This window comes from Puniceibacterium confluentis (genome assembly GCF_007923445.1).
Lineage (GTDB): Bacteria > Pseudomonadota > Alphaproteobacteria > Rhodobacterales > Rhodobacteraceae > Puniceibacterium > Puniceibacterium confluentis.
In genome coordinates, this window is record NZ_VOJI01000001.1 from 521,389 (window position 1) to 541,314 (window position 19,926).

21 protein-coding genes are annotated in these 19,926 nt (G+C 63.9%); 6 read left to right on the forward strand and 15 right to left on the reverse strand.

Translation table 11 applies throughout. The annotated features are described in order from the left end of the window. The first annotated feature begins 6 nt into the window (after positions 1-6). From FOY53_RS02450 to FOY53_RS02465, 4 genes are all read left to right on the forward strand, one after another. On the forward strand, positions 7-759 hold the full coding sequence (locus FOY53_RS02450; protein ID WP_146585317.1) for an aspartate/glutamate racemase family protein: 753 nt from the start codon (positions 7-9) through the stop codon (positions 757-759). Positions 760-810: 51 nt separating this feature from the next. Further along, on the forward strand, positions 811-1,488 hold the full coding sequence (locus FOY53_RS02455; RefSeq protein WP_186766486.1) for a GntR family transcriptional regulator: 678 nt from the start codon (positions 811-813) through the stop codon (positions 1,486-1,488). 34 nt (positions 1,489-1,522) lie between these two features. After that, the gene (hydA, locus tag FOY53_RS02460; protein ID WP_146585321.1) at positions 1,523-2,932 is read left to right on the forward strand and encodes a dihydropyrimidinase; all 1,410 of its coding nucleotides are present in this window, start codon (positions 1,523-1,525) and stop codon (positions 2,930-2,932) included. A gap of 212 nt (positions 2,933-3,144) precedes the next feature. Beyond that, complete coding sequence (locus tag FOY53_RS02465) at positions 3,145-4,338, forward strand: pyridoxal-phosphate-dependent aminotransferase family protein (RefSeq protein ID WP_146585323.1); 1,194 nt, start codon at positions 3,145-3,147, stop codon at positions 4,336-4,338. A 63-nt stretch (positions 4,339-4,401) separates the two neighbouring features. On the opposite strand, the gene FOY53_RS02470 is transcribed toward FOY53_RS02465, so the two are convergent. After that, complete coding sequence (locus FOY53_RS02470; protein ID WP_186766487.1) at positions 4,402-5,136, reverse strand: GntR family transcriptional regulator; 735 nt, start codon at positions 5,134-5,136, stop codon at positions 4,402-4,404. 125 nt (positions 5,137-5,261) lie between these two features. Between FOY53_RS02470 and FOY53_RS02475 the strand changes: the two genes are divergently transcribed. Next, positions 5,262-6,029: a 2-keto-4-pentenoate hydratase gene (locus tag FOY53_RS02475; protein WP_146585327.1), complete on the forward strand. Its 768-nt coding sequence runs from the start codon at positions 5,262-5,264 to the stop codon at positions 6,027-6,029. Here FOY53_RS02475 and FOY53_RS02480 read toward each other — a convergent pair. From FOY53_RS02480 to FOY53_RS02540, 14 genes are all read right to left on the reverse strand, one after another. Beyond that, positions 6,003-7,424: an amidase gene (locus FOY53_RS02480; protein ID WP_146585329.1), complete on the reverse strand. Its 1,422-nt coding sequence runs from the start codon at positions 7,422-7,424 to the stop codon at positions 6,003-6,005. The two genes, FOY53_RS02475 and FOY53_RS02480, sit on opposite strands and share 27 nt — an antisense overlap. After that, positions 7,421-8,734, reverse strand: a complete 1,314-nt coding sequence (locus FOY53_RS02485) for a TRAP transporter large permease (RefSeq protein WP_146585331.1) — start codon at positions 8,732-8,734, stop codon at positions 7,421-7,423. The genes FOY53_RS02480 and FOY53_RS02485 overlap by 4 nt, the downstream gene beginning before the upstream one ends. A 58-nt stretch (positions 8,735-8,792) precedes the next feature. After that, positions 8,793-9,347: a TRAP transporter small permease subunit gene (locus FOY53_RS02490; RefSeq protein ID WP_146585333.1), complete on the reverse strand. Its 555-nt coding sequence runs from the start codon at positions 9,345-9,347 to the stop codon at positions 8,793-8,795. 83 nt (positions 9,348-9,430) lie between these two features. Next, on the reverse strand, positions 9,431-10,465 hold the full coding sequence (locus FOY53_RS02495; RefSeq protein WP_146585335.1) for a TRAP transporter substrate-binding protein: 1,035 nt from the start codon (positions 10,463-10,465) through the stop codon (positions 9,431-9,433). A gap of 40 nt (positions 10,466-10,505) precedes the next feature. Then, positions 10,506-11,273, reverse strand: coding sequence for a maleate cis-trans isomerase family protein (locus tag FOY53_RS02500; protein WP_146585337.1), 768 nt, complete (start codon positions 11,271-11,273; stop codon positions 10,506-10,508). Positions 11,274-11,545: 272 nt separating this feature from the next. Continuing rightward, on the reverse strand, positions 11,546-12,226 hold the full coding sequence (locus FOY53_RS02505; protein WP_146585339.1) for an aspartate/glutamate racemase family protein: 681 nt from the start codon (positions 12,224-12,226) through the stop codon (positions 11,546-11,548). 13 nt (positions 12,227-12,239) lie between these two features. Then, positions 12,240-13,541: a TRAP transporter large permease gene (locus FOY53_RS02510; RefSeq protein ID WP_146585341.1), complete on the reverse strand. Its 1,302-nt coding sequence runs from the start codon at positions 13,539-13,541 to the stop codon at positions 12,240-12,242. After that, positions 13,538-14,095, reverse strand: a complete 558-nt coding sequence (locus FOY53_RS02515; protein ID WP_146585343.1) for a TRAP transporter small permease subunit — start codon at positions 14,093-14,095, stop codon at positions 13,538-13,540. The genes FOY53_RS02510 and FOY53_RS02515 overlap by 4 nt, the downstream gene beginning before the upstream one ends. 27 nt (positions 14,096-14,122) lie before the next feature. Further along, positions 14,123-15,151 (reverse strand): TRAP transporter substrate-binding protein, encoded by a 1,029-nt coding sequence (locus FOY53_RS02520; protein WP_146585345.1) that lies wholly within the window; start codon positions 15,149-15,151, stop codon positions 14,123-14,125. Positions 15,152-15,327: 176 nt separating this feature from the next. Further along, positions 15,328-16,161 (reverse strand): MurR/RpiR family transcriptional regulator, encoded by an 834-nt coding sequence (locus FOY53_RS02525; protein WP_222435209.1) that lies wholly within the window; start codon positions 16,159-16,161, stop codon positions 15,328-15,330. A gap of 218 nt (positions 16,162-16,379) precedes the next feature. Then, positions 16,380-16,571 carry a hypothetical protein gene (locus FOY53_RS02530; protein ID WP_146585349.1) on the reverse strand — a complete coding sequence of 64 codons (192 nt, stop codon included), beginning with the start codon at positions 16,569-16,571 and terminating at the stop codon, positions 16,380-16,382. Between the two features lie 6 nt (positions 16,572-16,577). Further along, the gene (locus tag FOY53_RS22965) at positions 16,578-16,754 is read right to left on the reverse strand and encodes a hypothetical protein (RefSeq protein WP_186766488.1); all 177 of its coding nucleotides are present in this window, start codon (positions 16,752-16,754) and stop codon (positions 16,578-16,580) included. A 58-nt stretch (positions 16,755-16,812) separates the two neighbouring features. Continuing rightward, a complete protein-coding gene (locus FOY53_RS02535; protein WP_146585351.1) occupies positions 16,813-17,646 on the reverse strand; it encodes an aspartate dehydrogenase in 834 nt (277 codons plus the stop codon). Positions 17,647-17,664: 18 nt separating this feature from the next. Continuing rightward, a complete protein-coding gene (locus FOY53_RS02540; protein WP_146585353.1) occupies positions 17,665-18,903 on the reverse strand; it encodes a urate hydroxylase PuuD in 1,239 nt (412 codons plus the stop codon). Positions 18,904-19,003: 100 nt separating this feature from the next. Between FOY53_RS02540 and FOY53_RS02545 the strand changes: the two genes are divergently transcribed. Beyond that, the gene (locus tag FOY53_RS02545; protein ID WP_146585355.1) at positions 19,004-19,924 is read left to right on the forward strand and encodes a LysR family transcriptional regulator; all 921 of its coding nucleotides are present in this window, start codon (positions 19,004-19,006) and stop codon (positions 19,922-19,924) included. Positions 19,925-19,926: the final 2 nt, after the last annotated feature.

A 19,926-nucleotide genomic window follows, 5' to 3' on the forward strand; every position in this document is an offset into this window, starting at 1 on the left:
ATTGCCATGAAGATACTTCTTATCAATCCCAACACCACCGAGGCGTTGACCGAGCTTCTGACCGAGGCGGCTCGCAGGGTCCTGCCAGAGGGGGTGACACTCGACAGTGTGACCGCCCCGACCGGGGTGCCCTATATCTCGACCCGGACCGAGGCGGTGCTGGGCGGACTTTCGGTGCTCGAAATCCTCGCCGAGCGGCATCAGGACTATGATGCGGCCATCATCGCGGCCTTTGGTGATCCCGGGCTCGGCGCGGCGCGCGAGTTGTTCGACATTCCGGTGGTCGGGCTGGCCGAGGCGGGGATGCTGACCGCCTGCATGCTGGGCGGACGCTTTTCCATCGTGACCTTCGCGCAGGCGCTGGGACCGTGGTACCGGGAATGCGTCGACTGGCACCGGCTGGGGGCGCGCTGCGCCTCGGTCCGGATGCTCGACGGCCAGTTCAGCTCCATCTCCGATGTGCAGGCGGAAAAGACCGACCTGCTGGTCGGCCTCGCGATGCGCGCCGTGGAGGAAGATGCCGCCGATGTCATCGTGCTTGCCGGGGCGCCTCTCTCGGGGCTGGCGGAACAGGTGCGTGACCGCATTCCGGTGCCGGTGATCGATTGCGCCGCGGCGGCGCTGCTGCAGGCGGTGACCCTTGCGGCGCTGCGTCCGGTGGGCGCGTCGCGCGGCAGCTTTGCGCGACCGGCGGCCAAGCCTTCGATCGGGCTCGGCGACGCTCTGGCGGCCCGGATTGCCCATGCGGACGGGGCGTGAGCGCCCGGCGGGACCGGACCGTTTGTGATGAACCAGGCAGTGAGGTGCGGGATGGCGGAACCGGTAAAGAAGGTAAGGCTGAGCCGCCAACACCTGCATGAACGCGTGGCCGAAGAGCTGCGCAACCGGATCATCACCGGCCAACTGCCCCCCGGCACCCGTCTCGCGGTCAAGGAGCTTGCCGAGGAGATCGGCGTCTCGCTCACCCCGCTCAGGGAGGCGATCAAGCTCCTGGCCAGCGAGCAGCTGATCGAGATGACGCCAAACCGGGGGGCGCGCGTCTCGGCGGTGACGGTCGAACAGACCCGGCACCTCTTCGAGGTGATCTCGGGCACCGAGGCGCTGGCCGCCGAACTGGCTTGCAAGCGCATGACAGACGCCGAGCTGGCGGAATTGCAGGGCCTGCACGAAGAGATGCAGAGCGTCGCCGGGACCGCTGGTCGGGGCCGCTATTTCGATCTCAATCGCCGGATCCATGATCTCATCGTGGTCTTCGCGCGCAATCCGATCCTTGGCGGCCAGCGGGCGCGCCTGGCACAGCAGGCCGAAAGGGTGCGCTACATCGCGCTTGGCAACGACGGCCGGCGCGGCGCGGCGGTGCAGGAACACCGTGAGCTGATGGTGGCCTTCGAGGCGCGTGATCCGGAAGCGGCGCGGCGGATCTGGCGGCGTCACCTGATGGCCTCGGGGGCGCAGACCATAGAAGTTCTGGCGCAACGCGGCGGCTGAGCTGCGCGCGCCCATCCATCCAGAAGGGAAAGACATGAGCAACGAATTTGACCTCGTGATCCGCAGTGGCCGGATCGCCACCGCCGCCGACATTTTCACCGCCGATATCGGCATCTCCGGCGGTGTCATCACTGCGCTTGGCCGTGCGCTCGGGGCCGGGCGTGAAGAGATCGATGCCAGTGGCAAGCTGATCCTGCCCGGTGGGGTCGATGCGCATTGCCACTTCGATCAGCCCAGCAGCGACGGATCGGTCATGGCTGACGATTTCGAAAGCGGGCCCCGCTCGGCGGCCTTTGGCGGCACCACCACCGTGATCCCTTTCGCGTGCCAGCAGAAAGGCCAGAGCCTGCGCGCCGCGATCGAGGATTATCACGCCCGCGCCGAGGGCAAGTCGGTGATCGACTACGCCTTCCACCTGATCGTCACCGACCCGACGCCGCAGGTGCTGGGCCAGGAGTTGCCGGCGCTGATCCGCGAGGGCTATACCTCGTTCAAGATCTACACCACCTACGATGACCTGAAGCTCAACGACCGCCAGATCATCGAGGTGCTGGCGCTGGCCAAGCGCGAAGGCGCGCTGACGATGGTGCATGCGGAAAATTCCGACGCCATCGCCTGGCTGACCGAAGCGCTGGAAGCCGCCGGCCAGACCGCGCCGCGACATCACGCCGACGCGCGGCCTGCGATTGCCGAACGCGAGGCAACGCATCGGGCGATCTCGCTGGCCGAGATTGTCGACGTGCCGATGCTGGTGGTTCATGTCTCGGGGGGCGAGGCGATGGAACAGATTGCCGTCGCACGGGCCAAGGGGCTGAAGGTCTTTGCCGAAACCTGTCCGCAATACATCCTGCTCACCGCCGCCGACCTTGATCTTGACGGGTTCGAGGGTGCCAAGCACATCTGTTCACCGCCACCACGCGATGCCGCCGCCCAGCAATCGGTCTGGCGCGGGCTGGCCAACGGCACCTTCCAGGTGTTCTCGTCCGATCATGCGCCCTTTGCCTATGACAGCAAGACCGGCAAGAAGCTCTGCGGCGATGGCGCGAGCTTTGCCCATGTGCCCAACGGCATTCCCGGCGTGGAAACCCGGCTGCCGCTGCTGTTTTCCGAAGGGGTGGGGCAGGGGCGCATTTCGCTCAACCGGTTCGTGGCCCTGACTGCCACCAATCCGGCGCGGCTCTACGGGCTCTATCCCCGCAAGGGCACGATTGCGGTCGGAGCAGACGCCGATCTGGCGATCTGGGATGCCGAGCGCGTGGTGACGGTCAGCAATGACATGCTGCACCACAACGTCGATTACACACCTTATGAGGGACGGGTGGTCACCGGCTGGCCGGAGACGGTCCTGTCGCGCGGCGAGATCGTGATCGACGGAGGAGAGTTGCGCGCTGCCAAGGGCCGGGGCCGGTTCCTCGAGTGCGGCCCGCCGGATATGGGGATCTGAGCGCAGGGCGCGTGACTGCGTGACTGCGTGCCGGGGGGCTCGGATCGAACCGATTCCCCCGTCCTGTCTTTCAGGACCGAGATGCTGGCGTGAATGTCGCGAAAATTGGCATAAAGTGTTTTAAATCAACGATATAAAAATGATTAGATTAAAAATTGAAAATGCCATAGGCTGTTGGAACGACGTAAGAAATCAAGCTTTGGAGACCAGAAATGCGCAAGCCCGGACGTCACTTCCTGCAAATACCCGGCCCCAGTACTGTGCCTGACCGCGTTTTGCGGGCAATCGATCATCCGACCATGGACCACCGCTCTCCGGAGTTTGGCGACCTTGGCCGTCGCGCGATTGACGGGATGAAGACGATCTTCGGCACCGAGGCGGATGTCATCATCTATCCGGCCTCTGGAACCGGGGCCTGGGAGGCCGCCATGGTCAACACCATGTCACCGGGAGATGCGGTCCTGATGTGCGAGACCGGGCATTTCGCCTGGCTCTGGCAGCGGCTGGCCCGGCGGCTTGGCCTCGCACCCCAGGTGATCGGGACCGATTGGCGCCAGGGCGCCGATGTGGCAGCCATCGAGAACCATCTGCGCGCCGACAGCGGGCACGAGATCAAGGCAGTCTGCGTGGTGCACAACGAGACCTCCACCGGGGCGGTGTCGGATGTCGCGGCCGTCCGGGCCGCCATCGACGCCGCCGGCCACCCGGCGCTGCTGATGGTCGACACGATCTCGTCGCTGGGGTCGGTTGCCTATCACCATGACGATTGGGGCGTCGACGTGACCATCGGCGGATCGCAGAAGGGCCTGATGCTGCCGCCCGGGCTGTCCTTCAACGCGGTGAGCGCCAAGGCGCGGTCCGCGTCCAGCCAGGCGGAACTGCCGCGGTCCTTCTGGGACTGGGGCGAAATGATCGCCGCCAACAAGACCGGCTATTTTCCCTATACGCCTGCCACCAACTTGCTCTACGGGCTGGTCGAGGCGCTGGACATGCTCCACGAAGAGGGGCTTCAGGCGGTGTTCGCGCGGCACGAACGCCACGGCGAAGCCACCCGGCGTGCGGTGGAGGCCTGGGGGCTCGAGGTGCTGTGCCGGGTGCCGGAGCACCGCTCGCCAGTACTGACGGCGGTGATGACGCCCGAGGGCCATTCGGCAGATGCGCTGCGCCGGATCATCCATGAAGAGCTGAACATGTCGCTCGGCAATGGTCTGGGCCAGTTGCAGGACCGGGTATTCCGCATCGGCCACCTCGGGGATTTCAACGATCTGATGCTGATGGGCACGCTCTCGGGCATCGAGATGGGCCTCGCGCGCGCCGGGGTGCCACATAGCAAGGGCGGTGCACAGGCGGCCCTGGATTTCCTCGCCACGGCACGTGCAGACGGACGGCAGGACCGCGCCGCGTAACACCAACGCTCCCCAACTTGGCCGGGCCACGCGCGCGGCCTTTTTTTCAGGCCGCAGACACGATCATCCCGTTGCGCTGGCGCTGACTTCTTCCTGCCAGCGCGCGACCAGACGACAGGCCTCGTCACCCGCACGTTGCAGGTGCACCTGCCAGATGTCACGGGCCGCGGCGGCATTGCGGGCCTTGAGTGCCTGCATCAGTTCCGAGTGATCTTCCATCGACACTTCGCGGTGCGCCGAGGTGGCGACAGACAGGAACCGCGCACGCTCGACGTGAAAGCCGAGCAGGGTCCGGACCCGGGTCAAATCGGGGTTCTTGGCCGCATCGACCACCAGATTGTGAATTTTCAGATTGCAGTCGAAATAGCCGGGCAGATCGTTTGCGGCGTGGCTCTCGAGCATACGGGCGTGCAGGTCATCCAACCGGGCCAGTTCGTCTTCGGTGATCCGCTCGGCGGCCAGTTCGGCGGCCAGCGCTTCGAGCCGCGAGATCACCTCGAAAAGCGACCGTGTGCCTTCAGCCGAGATCTCCGAGACCCGGGCGCCGCGATTGGCCATCAACTCGACGAGGGATTCCTTGGCGAGGATCTTCAAGGCTTCGCGCATCGGGGTCATCGAAACGTCGAGTTCTTCGGCGAGTTCGGAGATGCGGATTTTCTCGCCCGGGGCAAGGGTGCCGGTAATGATCATGCTGCGTACGGCGTCCGCCACCTGCTCGTGCAAGGGAATGCGGCTGATCACCTGCTTGCCGCGGTTGGTGACCCGGCGCCGTGGATGCTCGGTCTTGCGCGTTTTCATCAAACCCCCTGTGCTTTCTCCCGAAGCCTGCCCCGGAAACGACTTTTGTAAACGACACAGCTTGCCGTGGATAGTCGAAAAACATATAATTAAGATAACCCTAACTTTCTGAAAGTCATAAACAAATGATTGACACCACACAGGATGATTTGACCGCATCACTGATCGACGCAATGCTGGAGGCCCGCCGCAGCGGCCGCCCGGTGGATGCGCGCGGTTACACCGGCGCGGCCTTTTCCGAGCGGGATGCCTATGCCGTGCAGGCCGGTATCGTCGCGGCCTGCGGGCCGGTCGGCGGTTTCAAGGTGGCCAACAAGCCCGACGCGCCGCGGATCATGGCGCCGATACTCGCCGCCGACGTGATGACCCATCCTGCAGAACTGGTGGTGCCAGCAGGTGAGCCCATCGGCATCGAGCTGGAAATCGGCTTTCGGGTCGACGCGCCCTTGCCGTCGCGCGATGCGCCGGACCGCCGGCTTCGGGTGGCGGAATGCATTTCGGCGCTGCCGGTGATCGAGGTCGTGCGCACACGGTTCAACGGCGAGGCATCGCCGCTTTTGAAGCTGGCCGACAACCAGATCAACGGCGGACTGGTGCTGGGCGCGCCGGTAAAGGACTGGCAGGATCTGCCGATGGGCGCGGTTCAGGCGTCGTTGCGGGTGGGTGACACGATGCTGCTCGACGGGGCCGCCCAGGTGCCGGGCGGCGATGCCTTCGAGAATTTCCTCGCGCTGGAAGAGATGGTCGGTGACCATTGCGGCGGGCTGACCGTCGGGCAGGTGGTGATCACCGGTTCGCTCAACGGGCTGCCCTACGTCGAGACCGAGGCCGCGATCCTCGGGCGGATCGACGGCCTCGGCGAGGTGTCACTTCACCTTGGCAGGCTCGGTTGAGGCAAGGGCAAAGGCGGGCCATTCCCAGGCCCGCTTTTCCGCCGCCGCAAGTGTCGCGGCGAGATCAAGCAGCTGGCTTTCGGCGCCCATGTCCCCGATCAGCTGGCAGCCGATCGGCAGGCCGGCCGCGTCCCGTCCGGCGGGCACAGCCAGCGCCGGATGCCCTGCGGCGTTGACCCAGCCGGTATAGATGGCATGGCCGCGCGGGCCGACCGGCTGGCCGGCGATCTCTTCGGGGTGGCTTTCACCGGCAGGCCAGGGCTGGGCGGCGGCGCAAGGCATCACGATGACATCCCAATCGCGAAAGAGGCGCGAGCATTCGGACCGAAGGCGCTGCACCGCCTGAAGTGCGGCGAAGAGCGCAGTGGCAGGCACGGCCTTGCCGGTCTCGGCCATGGCGAGATACTGTGCTGAGGCCTTCTCCTGCATCGCGGGCAGCGTCGCAGCAAGCCGGGCCAGGCCGATCTGCGCGAAATGCCCCCAGAAGGCGTCGATCTCGGAGAGATCAAGCGGCAGCGCGCCTTCGGTGACGTGATGCCCGAGGTTTTCGAGACGCAGGGTAAGGGCGCGATGCGCATCGAGGATCTGCGGGTCGCAGGGATGCGTGCCGAGCAGCGGCACCGACATGATGCGCAGGCCCTGTCGCGCGGCGGGGGCCTCGGGCAGTGCCCGCGAGTCGGGGTCGCCGCTGTTCGGCCCGGCCAGTGCACGGTAGAGCAGGGTCAGATCCGCGAGTTCGCGGGAAAATGCGCCGATCACCTCGAAATCCATGAGGATTTGCGGCAGGCCGCCGCCGCGGGCGATACGCCCGATCGAAGGTTTCAACCCGTAAAGGCCGGTATGGCCGGCGGGGCGGCGCGTGGAGCCGCCGCCATCGGTGCCGATGGCGATGCAGGCCAGCCCTGCTGCCACCGCGGCCACCGACCCCCCGGAGGAGCCGCCCGGCGTCAGCGCCGGATCCCAGGGATTGCGGGTGGTGCCGAAGCGGGCGTTGGAGGTGTAGCCTTCGACAGCAAATTCCGGCGTATTGGTCTTGCCGACCAGCAGGGCCCCGGCGGCACGGAGCCGCGCCACCGGCAGTTCGTCCGCCATCGCCGGGCCGTCAAGGACACGGCTGCCCCAGGTGGTGGGCAATCCCGCCACATGCAGGTTGTCCTTGACCGCGACCGGCACGCCATCGAGCGGTGACAGCGGCTGGCCTGCAGCCCAGCGGACCCGCGACGCCGCGGCCTGGTCGGCCAGGTCATCTGCAAGGGCAACATAGGCGTTGAGCCCGGGGTTGAGCGCGGCGATGCGCGCGGTGAGGTCCGCGGCGACGGTGACCGGATTGATGCGGCCCGCGCGATAGGCGGCCGACAATGCGGCCGCCCCCAGTTTCCAGGTTGGATCCGTCATCGCGCAAGCCCGCTCATGGTTTCCGGCAGCCATGTGACGATCTGCGGTACAAAGATCAACAGGATGGTGAAGAGTATCATGATCAGTGCATATGGGATCGCTCCCAGTACCACGTCGCGGAACGGCCCGCCATCGGTGCGCACGCCCTGCACAACATAGAGGTTCATACCCACCGGCGGGGTGATCATTCCCAATTCGCACATCAGCACGATGAAGATGCCGAACCAGATCGGGTCAATGCCGACCGCGGTGACGATGGGCAGGGCCACGGGGATGGTCAGCACCTGCATCGAGAGCACGTCCATGAACATGCCGAGAAACAGGTAGAAGACGATCAGCGCCATCAGCAGCGCCCAGGGCGACAGGCCAAAGGAGGCAACCCATTCGGTCATGGTCTGGGCAATGCCGCCGAGCGCAAGTGTGACGTTCAGCATGAAGGCGGCGGTGATGATCAGCAGGATCATGCCCGTGGTCTTGGCGGTCTGACGGAAGCAGTTGTCGAAGAACTCGAGGGACAGCTTGCCTTCGCGGGCGGCGAAAGCCAGAGCAACCACGACGCCGAGGGCTGCGGATTCGGTGGGTGTGGCGATGCCGAAGTAGATCGAACCCATGACCACCGCAAAGATGATCGCGGGCGGCACAAGGTGCTTCAGCGCCGCGATCTTGACCGAAAGGGGCGCGCGGGGCTCATCTTCGCCCGTTGAGGCTGGAATGAAATAGGATTCCACCGCAATGTAGACCATGAAGAGCAGCGTCAGCGCGATGCCGGGGATGATGCCCGCGATGAAGAGCTGGCCGATCGATTCATTTGCCAGCGACCCGTAGATCAGCAGATTGACCGAGGGCGGGATCAGAATGCCCAGGGTGCCGCCTGCGGCCAGCGACCCCAGTGCCTGGCGCGCGCCATAGCCGCGCCGCTTGAGGTTGGGCAGCGCCACGGTGCCGACGGTGGCGGCCGTTGCCACCGAAGAGCCGGAAGTCGCGGCAAAGAGCGCGCAGCAGCCGATGTTGGTGTGCAAGAGCCCGCCCGGCAACCGGTTGAGCCAGATCGCCAGTGCACCATACATGCGGTCGGCGATGCCGCTGCGCAGCAGAAGCTCGCCCAGCAGGATGAACAGAGGCACGGCGGTGAGGATGTTTTCGTTCTGAACCCCCCAGATCACCGGTCCCATCGAATTTAGCAGCGGCCAACCGTACAGCATTACGCCGCCGATCACCCCCAGAACTACCATGATTACGGCGATTGGCAGGGACATGAGCAAGAGCCCCATCATCCCAGCAAAGCCAACGAATACAGAGCCTACGCCCATAAGTGCCTCCCTCGAGGGGCGCGCCGTGGCGCCCCGTATGTCATGACCGGAGCGTCGGTTATCGACGCTCCAGATCGCTCATTTCTTCTTCGAGTTCCTCCATTGCGCCTTTCGGCTGGAACTCTTTGCTGACCAGATCGAGCCGCCCGTTGACCACATGCATCGTGGCCCGTGCCGCGAGGTAGATCGCACAAAGGGCGAACATGCACAGCGCAGCGTACCAGGCCGCCTGCGGCCAGATGAGCGGGGTTGCCCAGGGTGTGGGCGCGGTGGATCCATACGCCAGCGTGTCGACGATCACGATCCGACCGACATACATGATGAACAGCCCGAGCCCGGCGAGCGACAGGATGGACAGCCAGTCCACGATCGCTTGCAGCCGCTTGGGAAAGCGTGCGTGCAGCACGTCGATACGGATATGCGCGCGGTCGATCAATGCCACCACAAAGGCGAGGCTCGAGCCCACGGCGAGCACATAGCCGCCCAGCTCGTCAGCGCCCTCGAAGGAAAAGTTGAACAGCTTGCGCGATATGGTCTCGAGCGAGACAAAGATCGACAGGGCCACAAGGGCTGCACCGAACAGGCGCGCTGCGAGCGCGGCAAAGCTTTCCATCGTGACGCCTCCTGAACGGGGTTGTTGGCGCGCGGCGGTGGGGGAAGACGGGGCCACTTGGGCCCCGTCGGTTGTCCGTCCGCTCATTGGGTGCTCGCGGTGCCGAGCGCGGCCAGCCAGTCGGCCGAGCAAGTCGCGTTCTGCTTGTCGCAGACTTCTGCCCAGGCCGGGAAGGAGATCTCGTTCACCGCGTTCTCGATGATCGCCTTGTCGGCGTCGGTGATCTCGACCAGCTTGAGATCATATTCCTTGCCGGTCTCGCAGGGCTTCTGGCCGACGTTGCAGCGCACCGCGTCGTCGAACAGCTCTTCGGAATAGGTCCAGATTTCTTCGACCAGCGCATCGAAGCCGGCGTCGAGCTTGGCCTGGTCTTCAGCCGAGAGCTTGTTGTAGACGTCGAGGTTCATGCCGTAGCCGTTGAGCGCCAGCTGAAAGGCCACCGGCAGCATGTAGTTGGTGACTTCGGGCCAGCCGGCAGAGTTGGCCGAGCTCGGGCCGGTGATGGCGCAATCGACAACTCCGCGCGCCAGCGACTGGTGCACGTCCGGAAAGCCGATCGGCACCGGCGTGCCGCCCACGGAAGAGACAAAATTCGCAAGGTTCTGGTCATAGACGCGGACCTTCTTGCCTTTCAGATCGGCAAGCTGACCGATCTCGGGCTCGCAGAACAGTACCTGCGGACCGAAGGGCCAGACCCCCAGCAGCTTGGTGTTGAACTTAGCCTGAAGCTGCGCGTCGACCTTGTCGGCAAAGCCTTCGATGGTCTTGCGGCCGGTGGCATAATCGGGATTGAGTCCGACGAGATCCAATCCGAGGATGGTCGGCTCGTCACGCGAAATCTGGCTCATGCGCAGTGAGACAATGTCGAACAGGCCTGCCTTGAGAATGCGCAGCTGCTCGGTGTCCTTGATGCCGGTGACATCGAGGGGTTTGTAGTCGACCACCGCGTCGATGCCGGTCTTTTCGGCGAAATTCTCGAAAAATGGCTGTTCCACGTTCTTCTGGATCAGGCCGGTGGCGATCGGTTGCCCCAGCGCCTTGAACGTATAGCCTTCGGCCTGGGCCGTGGCGGTGACGGCAAACAGTGCCGTCGTGGCCAGGGTCATCAAAGTCTTCATGTCTTTCCTCCCATCGGATGTGTTGCGGCCAAGGCCGCTGTTACGCCGTTACCGGCGTGCCCCCGCTGCGGGCGCCTGTCGGCAGCTCGTAGCGGAATATCCGGCCCCATTTGGCGAGGGCCGCAGTGTCGACCCCGGCAAGCCGCAGGGCATGCCAGAGCGTGACGGAAATGCTGTCGAGCACCGGAATCCCGGTGGCCCGTTCGATGTCGGGGGCCACGCGGGGCCCGTCGAAATTGGTGCAGAATACGGCGATGGCACCGGGCCCGGTGGCGGCCACATGGTGGATCAGCTCGGCCACTTCCGCTTCTTGGTATTGCGCAAAGGAAAAGTTGCCCGGATCTTCAAGGTGCCGTTCAGCGAGGCATTCAAAGCCAAGCTCGGCAAAATTCCTGACGATCGCCTCCTGCACCTCGGCGAGGTAAGGCGTGGCAAGGCCGTAGGTCCCGGCGCCAAGGGCGCGGAAACCGTCCAGCGTGGCAAGTGTCGAGGTGGTGGCGGGGATCCCGGTGCGTTCGGTGATGGCATGGCACAGGTCGACATCGTTCTGCGCCCCGAGCCAGCCGCCGGAGGTGCCGCCCCAGGCGATCACGTCGCACTTGGCTTCTGCCAGCAATTCGGCGGCGGCGAGCTGCGGCTCGAAGGTGAACTGGTCGAGCGCGTCGCGTCCCATCGAGATGCGGGTGACGCGAAAGCGCGCGAAATGCGCGGTGATCTCCGGGCTGGCTGACAGCAGCTCGCAGACCCGGGGTTCCATGACTGTGTTCGAGGAAGGGGTCAGCAAGCCGACGCGGGTCCTGGTTTGCATCTGAAGTCTCCAACGTGGTTTCGGTGATCGTGGTGGATGGTATTGTAAATATCAAATAAAAAATTAAAAAACTTATAAGTACATAATAATACGGCAAAAATTGATTTTGTAATGTGATGCTGGTTGAGTCGCTGCCGCCGAATCGTCGGGGGCTGTCTGCCCATGGCAAAGCCGTCATTGGCGTGCCGGACCGGGCGCTCCCGGTCGTCCAGTCTTCGCCAGCGGAACAGGCGCCCCGGAACTGTTCACGGGGCGCCTTCTAGGTGGTCTGGTCAGGTCCGAAGGTTGGCCAGAACTTCGGCCATGACAATCGACGCCTCGATGCCGCCGATCACCGGAAGGCCATGCCTGGCCGAGAGCGTCTCGGCGCGTCCGGTCAACCCGCCAGAGCCGAGGATGATCGCTTCGGCGCCGTCCTCGCGGCGGGCGAGCTCGATTGCAGCATCGAGCTTGGCTTCAACCTCGGCCCCCCCCGCTGCCGCAGTCGCGACGCCGATCCCGGCGGCTCGAACGGTGCAGATCTTGTCAGCCCCGAGCGACCTTACCAACGTGCGGATACCCGGTGCCATGGTCTCCACCGTCGTGACGATGGAGAAGCGTGGCGCGAAGAACCTGGCCAGCGAGATGGCCGCCTCTGCCGCGCAAAGGATGGGCACATCCAGGAATTCCCGGGCATCGGATATCGCGATGTCGTCGAAACACGCCATGACGTAGGCGTCATAACCCGGATGCTGCGCAAGCAGTTCGAGCGCCAAGGGCTCTGCCTTGTTGCGATCGGCCGGGGTCTCGATCGAGCGTGGGCTGTCCTCGGTGTAGACCACCCGAACCGCGGTCTTGGGGTCGAGCAACCGTGTCGCCATGTCTGACACCAGGCGCGTGACCTCGGGGTTGCCGTTGGGGTTCACCACCAGGATCCGGCGGCGGGCGGCTTGGCTCAGGGCGGGGGATGTCAACACTTTCTCCACCTCAGCGCCCCGCTGCCATGTCGGGCAGAAGCATGGCGATCTGCGGCACCGCAACCAGCAACCCGGCAAAGAGGATCATGATGATCACGAAGGGTGTCGCGCCGCGGATCACGTCGTTGAAGTCGCCACCGCCCTTGCGCACGCCCTGAACCACGAAGAGGTTCATGCCGACCGGCGGTGTGATCAGGCCGATCTCGCACATCACCACCACGAAGACGCCGAACCAGACCGGATCGACCCCAAGGGCCGTTACCATGGGCACAGCGATCGGCACGGTCAGCACCAGCATCGACATTGCGTCCATGAACATGCCGAGGATCACGTAGAACACCACCAGGAGCAGCAGCAGCCAGGTCTGCGACAAGCCCAGCCCGGTCACCCAGCGGGTCACCGCCTGTGTTCCGCCTGTCATCGACAGGGTCACGTTCAGCAGCAGCGCGCAGACGATCACCAGGATCACCATGCCCGAGGTCCGGGCCGACTGGATGAAGCAATTTTCCAGCAGATCCCATTTCAGGCGTCCGCCCTTCCAGACGAAATAGAAGGCCGCGATGACACCAAGTGCCGCGCTTTCGGTGGGCGTGGCGAGCCCGCCATAGATCGAGCCCATGACGATGCCAAAGATCACCGCAGGCGGGATCAGGTGGCGCAGCAACCGGCGCTTCTCGGCCTTCGAGACTTCGGGTGCATCGGAATTGCGGCCAGCGTCGGGATAGCTGAAGGCAACATAGGCCGAGAACAGCAGGGTCAGCAGAATCCCCGGCAGGATGCCGGCGATAAAGAGCTGCCCGACCGAGACGTTGGCCAGCGAGCCGTAGACCAGCAGGTTGACCGAGGGGGGGATGAGGATGCCGAGCGTGCCGCCGGCGGCCAGGGTGCCAAGCGCCGGACGGATCGGGTAGTCTCGCTCTCCAAGGGCCGGCAAGGCGATGGTGCCGACCGTCGCCGCGGTGGCGACAGAAGAGCCCGAAGTTGCCGAAAACAGTGCGCAGGTGCCGATGTTGGTGTGCAGCAGCCCACCGGGCAACCGGCCAAGCCAGACCGCCAGCGTGTCGAACATCCGGTCGGCGATGCCGCCACGCAGCAGCAGTTCGCCCAGCAGCATGAACAGCGGGATCGCGGTCATGACAGGGTTGTTGAGCGTGCCCCAGACGACGCCGCCCATGGTTTCGACCAAGGGCATGCCGTAGGCCATGTAGCCACCAACGCCGCCCACAGTGAGGATCGACACCGCAACCGGCATCGACAGGAACATCAAGAGCAGCATGGCCATGAAGCCTGCGAAAATGACAGTGATACTCATGCGCGTGCCTCCAGATCGGACAGTTCAGCTTCGAGCTCGTCTTCGACGGTCTCAGGGGCGAATTCGCGGGTGAGGCCAGCGGTATTCTTTTGCACAGCCAGTGACAGGGCACGCAGCGCGAGAAGCACGGTCGAGATCGTGAAGATCCCCATGCCGATCAACCAGGCCGTCTGCGGCCAGATCAATGGCGTCATCCAGGGTGTCTGCGCCACCGAGCCGAACATCTGGGTTTCCTGAACGGTGCGCACGGTAAAGACCGCGAGGAATATCGCCAGAGCCGCGAGGCTCAATGCCGATACCAGGTTCAGGATCGCCTGTACCCGTTCCGGCATCCGCATGTGCAGCAGGTTGATCCTGATATGGCTGCGCTCTACCGCCGTGACGGCAAAGCACAGGGGCGCACCAATGGCGATGGCATAGCCCGAAAGCTCGTCGACCCCGGCCAGCGAGTGGTTGAGAAGCTTGCGCAGCACGGTCTCGACCGCGATGACGACGCAGAGCGCCGTCATCATCAGGCCGAAGACGATCGCGCAGATCCGCGAGTAGGTCTTCATTGGTACATCCCTTCCTTCCGCCTGGCCTCAGAGGCCCAGCTTGGCGCCGACCGAAGCCATCCAGTCCGCCTCGCAGGTTTCGTTCACCGCATTGCACTGCTTGACCCATGCGGGCAGCGACGATCCGACCAGCGCATCGGCGACGGCCTTGAGGTCAGCATCGGTGACCGGCACGCTGTTCAGCGAATAGCTGGTGCCGTGCTCGCAGGGTTGCTGACCGGTGTTGCAGTTCATCGCATCGACGTAGAGCTCTTCGGAATAGGCCCAGACGTCGTCCACCAGGGTGTCGATGGCGCCCTGCAGCTGTTCCTGTTGTGTGCCATCAAGCTTGTTCCAGCTGTCGAGGTTGATGGCATAGCCATTGACCGCGAGTTGCAGCGCGATCGGCAGCACGGTGGTGGTCACTTCCGGCCAGCCGGCGGAATTGGCCGAAGAGGGGCCGGTGATCGCGCAGTCCACGACGCCGCGGGCCAGCGATTGCTGAACTTCGCCGAAGGGCAGCGGGATGCCGGTGGCGCCGAATTGGCCGACGAAGGCGGCGGCGGATTGATCACCGACCCGGACCTTCAGACCTTCGAGGTCGGCAAGACCGCTGATCTCGGGTTTGCAGAACACCACCTGCGGCCCGGCGGGCCAGACGCCCAGAACCTTGGCGTTGAAACGATCCTGTACCGAGGCATCGACCACCGGGAGGAACGCCTTGGTGTGGGTCTTGCCGCTTTTGAAATCCGGGTTCAGGCCGACAAGATCGAGCCCCAGCATTGTGGGTTCGTCGCGGCTCACCTGCGGGCCGCGGAAGGACACGATGTCGAACAGGCCGGTGCGGATGACGCGCATGCCGTCATTGTCGGGGATGCCGGCGACGTCGACGGGGAGATATTCGACCGTGGCATCGAGACCGGCAGTCTCGGCAAGGGTCTCGAAGAAGGGCTGTTCCTTCTGCTGCTGGATCAGGCCGGAGCCGACCGGCTGGCCGAGAACACGCAGGGAGACGGTCTCGGCGGCGGCGGTCTGCCCAAGGGCGAGCAGGGCGGTGGTGGCAAGAATGGTGCGCATGGCGATGTCCTTTTTGGATGAGACGCAATTCGATGCACCAATGAAAACTCATTTTCGCGAAATCACAAAGAAGTTTTCACGTAAGAAACGCAATTTTCTTTGCTGCACTGCGGCAACGCCCGGATTGGATACAGTATTTTTCTGGGGGTGCCGCAGTCTTCAGCGGCGTAATTTCGTCAGAGTTCCCGCAGCAGGTCGTTGTAGCCTTCGATGTGCTGCAATCGTTCGCGCCCCGATTCGGCCGCCAGTTCGATCGTGCGATTGGCGATCAGGTTGATCAGGGCCATCACCGCGACGTGGCTGAACAGCGGACCTGACGACCGGGTGGCACAGCGGAAGTGCCAGCGGACGTCGGGGTTGACCGGCACACCCTCGTCAGTGACCAGGGCGATGGTCGCGCCAGTGCGCGAGATCGCCTCGAGCAAGTTGGAAAACCCGGAGATTCGTCGCCGCAAACCGAACAGGACCACAACGTCGGCCGGTCTCATCCGCGCCACGTGTTCACCCATGGTCTGGCCTCCGCCGGGCACGGGAACCGCGTCATCAACCGCCTGTATCAGCTGCCATTGCAGATATTTGGCAAGGGAATTTGAGGCCCGGAAGCCGACGCACCAGACCTTGCGCGCATCCAGGATAGCCTGGCTCAGCGCATCGGCGTCGGCGTGCGGGATATCCCCCAGGGTGTCGCGCAGGTTGCGGATGTCAGTCTCGAGAAATCTGTCAGGACCGGCGTGATCGTCCTGTCCCTTCTGTTGCAGGTACAGACGAGACCCGCTGCTGGCCTCGTCGCGCGCGTCGCGCCGGGCATCCTCATAGGAGTCGTAGCCAAGGCGGCGGACAAATCGGGTCACCGTGGCGTTAGACACCCCGGCGAGAGCGGCGAGTTCAGAGGCAGAGTAGCTGGCAAGTTCGCCCGGAAAGCCGCAGACAAGATCGCCCAGCCGCCGTTCTGCGGGGTGCATCTCGGGAAGATGGCGGCGTACACGCGCCAGAAAGGGTAGGTCCGACACGGCCGCCTCCATGAAAATGTATTTTCTTAGATACAACCTGATCCCGGTTTTGCCAAGTCGGAGCGTATTTCCGGACCAAGGCAGGTGGTGGTTCCCCGAAAGGTTTGCGGGGTCTGTCGAGCAATGGCGTTCACGATCCTCGCCACGACGACATTGAAACCTCTCCGGTCAACTCCGGGGGCAGGGGGCAACAGCGTCCGGCCCCGAGCGCCGCACGGTCATGTCCTGCGACGCTTGCCAGACTGTGTTTCTTCGTCGAACTGCGCCTGGAAATAGCGCGACACCAGAGCCACATCGCAAAAGCAGCCGGTAACGGCATCTTCCATGCCGCTCATATCCGTCTCGGCAAGCAGCGAATGGGCCCGGCCCAGGTGGATGTCGCGGAAGGCTGTGGCCGGTCGGTCTATCATAAACGATCAAAACAGCCGTACCGGCTGACGGCGCGCTATCCTGGCGTCCCTCGAGGTGATGGCCTTGGCAATCGACGCGCGCTGTTCGCGGTCGGGCGCAGAGTAAGATGTGATCGGGCACATGTCAGCGACCATGATGGCAAAGCCCTTGCCGTGCTCGTCGGCGATGATCTTCACCAGCATTCTGCGGCCGCCGAACGCCCCTTTGGGGATCAGGGCGAAGCGGTCCTGCGGAACTCGGTCAGGTCGATCCGATATCCCGGTCTCGTACGGGGTGTCCTGCCCGGTAAGACCGGATTTCGTGCAGGAGACTGAAGACCGTGGCCATCGACGTCCGCGCGTTGCCATCGGACGCCGTGTTCTCGATATCGGCGCTGAACGTGCAGATCGGCGACCGGACTTCGTAGCTGTGCCGGTTGCCGACGGCCGAAGGATCGGCAACCAGCGTCACCATGACATTGTCGAACCCCGGCCCGGCCAACGCCAGCGCGGCCACCACGTTGGCATTCTTGGGAAAGAGGGTGGCAGCCTCGCGGGCCGTGCCGGTGAAAATGGTCGTCGGCTGTGTCAGGTCGTCGAGGGTCAGGCGGGTTTCGGCTGGCGTTCCTTTCCAGGCGGCGGGCGGTTTGGTGCCGCGATAGGTGACCTTGACGTCGCCGGCGCCGGACAACGCGGCCAGAAGATCGAGCCCGCCAATCGCGCCGCCGGGGAGGATCATTCGCGATCGGCCACATCGGGTCGCCAGCGTCAGCCTGTGGTGCAGGTCCGCATCGGCCAAAGCGCCAACCGATACGATCAGGCAGTCGGTGCCGCCAGAAAGCAGCGGCTCCACATGCTTTGCGACCGCGGACTGACCCGCGCATTCGACGACGAGGTCCGGATTTTCTGACTGAAGCGCCGCGCGTGAGGTCACAAAGTGCAGCGCGGCAGGCGCGCCCGTCTCGCGCGCATGCGCCCGCGCGGCGTCGAGAGCCTGCGGGCGCACCAGAACGGTGATCTGCCATGTCGGATCGACGGTCAAAAGCCCGACAAGCTGTCGGGCGATGGTGCCGTATCCAATCAGACCAAGTCGCATGTCACCGCCTTTGCATTCTCAACCATCACCACCTTTGGCGTCGCGGTACCAGCGCACGATCTGCTGACGGGCCTCCGGCGCCATCTGGATCGCATTCGGCGGCGGCATCGCGTGGCTGCGTCCGGCCTGCAGGTAAATCTGCTCCGCATGCCGCGCCACATCGGCCCTGGTCTCCAGCACCACGCCCTTGGGCGGCCAGTGAATCCCGTTCCAGGACGGCTCGCGCCCGTGGCACATCGAGCAATTGCCGACCACCGCGTTGAAGGCGTCGTCAAAAGTGTCGGCAGAGGCGAACTTCTGTTCGTAAGCGGTCAGATCACGGGCTTCGCTTTCCTCGTAGGTGTCCATTCCCGGCTGGGTCGAGAGCCAGGCGATCAGGATCATGATCACCACGGTCACGAGCCACGTCCAGTTTGGGCCCTTGCCGGTGCGGTGCATGGTGTTGAAGTAGTGACGGATGGTGACACCGGTCAGGAAAATCAGGCTGGCGATGATCCAGGCATGCTCGGTGCCAAAGGACAGCGGGTAGTGGTTCGACAGCATCAGGAAGACTACCGGAAGTGTCAGGTAGTTGTTGTGGGTCGAGCGCAGCTTGGCGATCTTGCCGTATTTGGCATCCGGAACCCGGCCTTGTTTGAGATCCTCGACCACGATGCGCTGGTTCGGCATGATCTGGAAGAACACGTTGGCGGTCATGATCGTGGCGGTAAAGGCCCCGAGGTGCAGCAGGGCGGCCCGGCCGGTGAAGATCTGGTTATACCCCCAGGACATCGCGACGAGGATCCCGAACAGAAGCAGCATGAGCAGCGTCGGGGTTTCGCCGAGCTTGGATTTGCAGAGATAGTCGTAGCAGATCCAGCCGATGGTGAGCGAGCCGCCCGAGATCAGTACCGCTTGCCACAGCGACAGGTCGGCCTTGGTCGGGTCGATCAGGAACAGCTCGCCGCCCACCCAGTAGATGATCATCAGAAGCGCGGCGCCAGAGAGCCAGGTCGAATAGCTCTGCCACTTGTGCCATGTCAGATGCTCGGGCATCTCGGAAGGGGCCACGAGGTATTTGACAGTGTGATAAAAGCCGCCGCCATGCACCTCCCATTCCTCGCCATGCGCGCCATCGGGCAGGTTCGGATTGGGTTTCAGCATCAGGTCGAGTGCCACGAAGTAAAACGAGGCGCCGATCCATGCCATCGCGGTGATGATGTGGAGCCATCGCACCGAAAAAGCGATCCAATCCCAAATGATTGCCAGGTCGTACATGGCGGTTCTCCCAAGTTTCGAGTTCGCGGCCAGTCTAGCCAAGTGCGGTTTGTTCTGGTATTGCCGGGAAACGCCAAGCAGTCTCAAAGAAATCCGAATAATGTCCTATTTCGACAGCATCCGCACGTTTGTCCGTGTCTACGAACTGGGTAGCATGTCTGCCGCCGGGCGCGACCTGAGAATTTCACCAGCGGTGACCTCGGCACGGATCGCGCAGCTCGAAGAACATCTGGGCGTGAGGCTGTTCCAGCGCACGACACGGTCCCTGAATCCGACGGAGCAGGGCAAGTCGTTTTACCGCGGCGCGATCGAGATCCTCGAAGCGGTCGAAAACGCCGAAGCACAGATTGTGGACATGACCGAGAACCTCAAGGGGTCACTCTACGTGGCGGCGCCGCTTGGGGTGGGGCGCAGGTTGATTGCACCTGCAGTGCCGGATTTCCTGGATGAATATGCCGAGGTCAGTGTGCGCCTGCGACTGACCGACCGAAAGGTCGATCTCACCACGGAGGGACTGGACCTTGCCTTTTTCCTCGGCCAGCCCGAGGACAGCAACCTGCGGATCCGCAAGATCGCCGACGTCGAGCGTGTCCTGTGCGCCGCGCCTTCCTACGTGGAAAAGCGCGGCATGCCGGCAAATGGTCAGGACATTCTTGACCAGCAGCACGAATGTCTCAACCTGCGGTTCCCCGGCGCCGCAGAGTTTCAGTGGCGGTTGATGACCAAGGACGGTCCCGAGCGCTTTCCGGTCAAGGGCCGCTATGAATCCGACGACGGCGACGTTCTCACCGATTGGGCCCTGGCGGGAAAAGGCATCGCGCTGAAACCGATTTTCGAGGTCTCCGAGCACCTGCAATCCGGCGCCCTGGTCCCGGTGGCCACGGAAACCCCGCCGGAACCCATCCAGATGGCGTGCCTCTACTCGCACAGACGCGGCCAGGATCCCAAGAGCCGGCTGTTCATGGACTTCATGATCGACCGGATCGGTGCCGCGGTTCGCAACACCACCCAGAAAGGCTGATT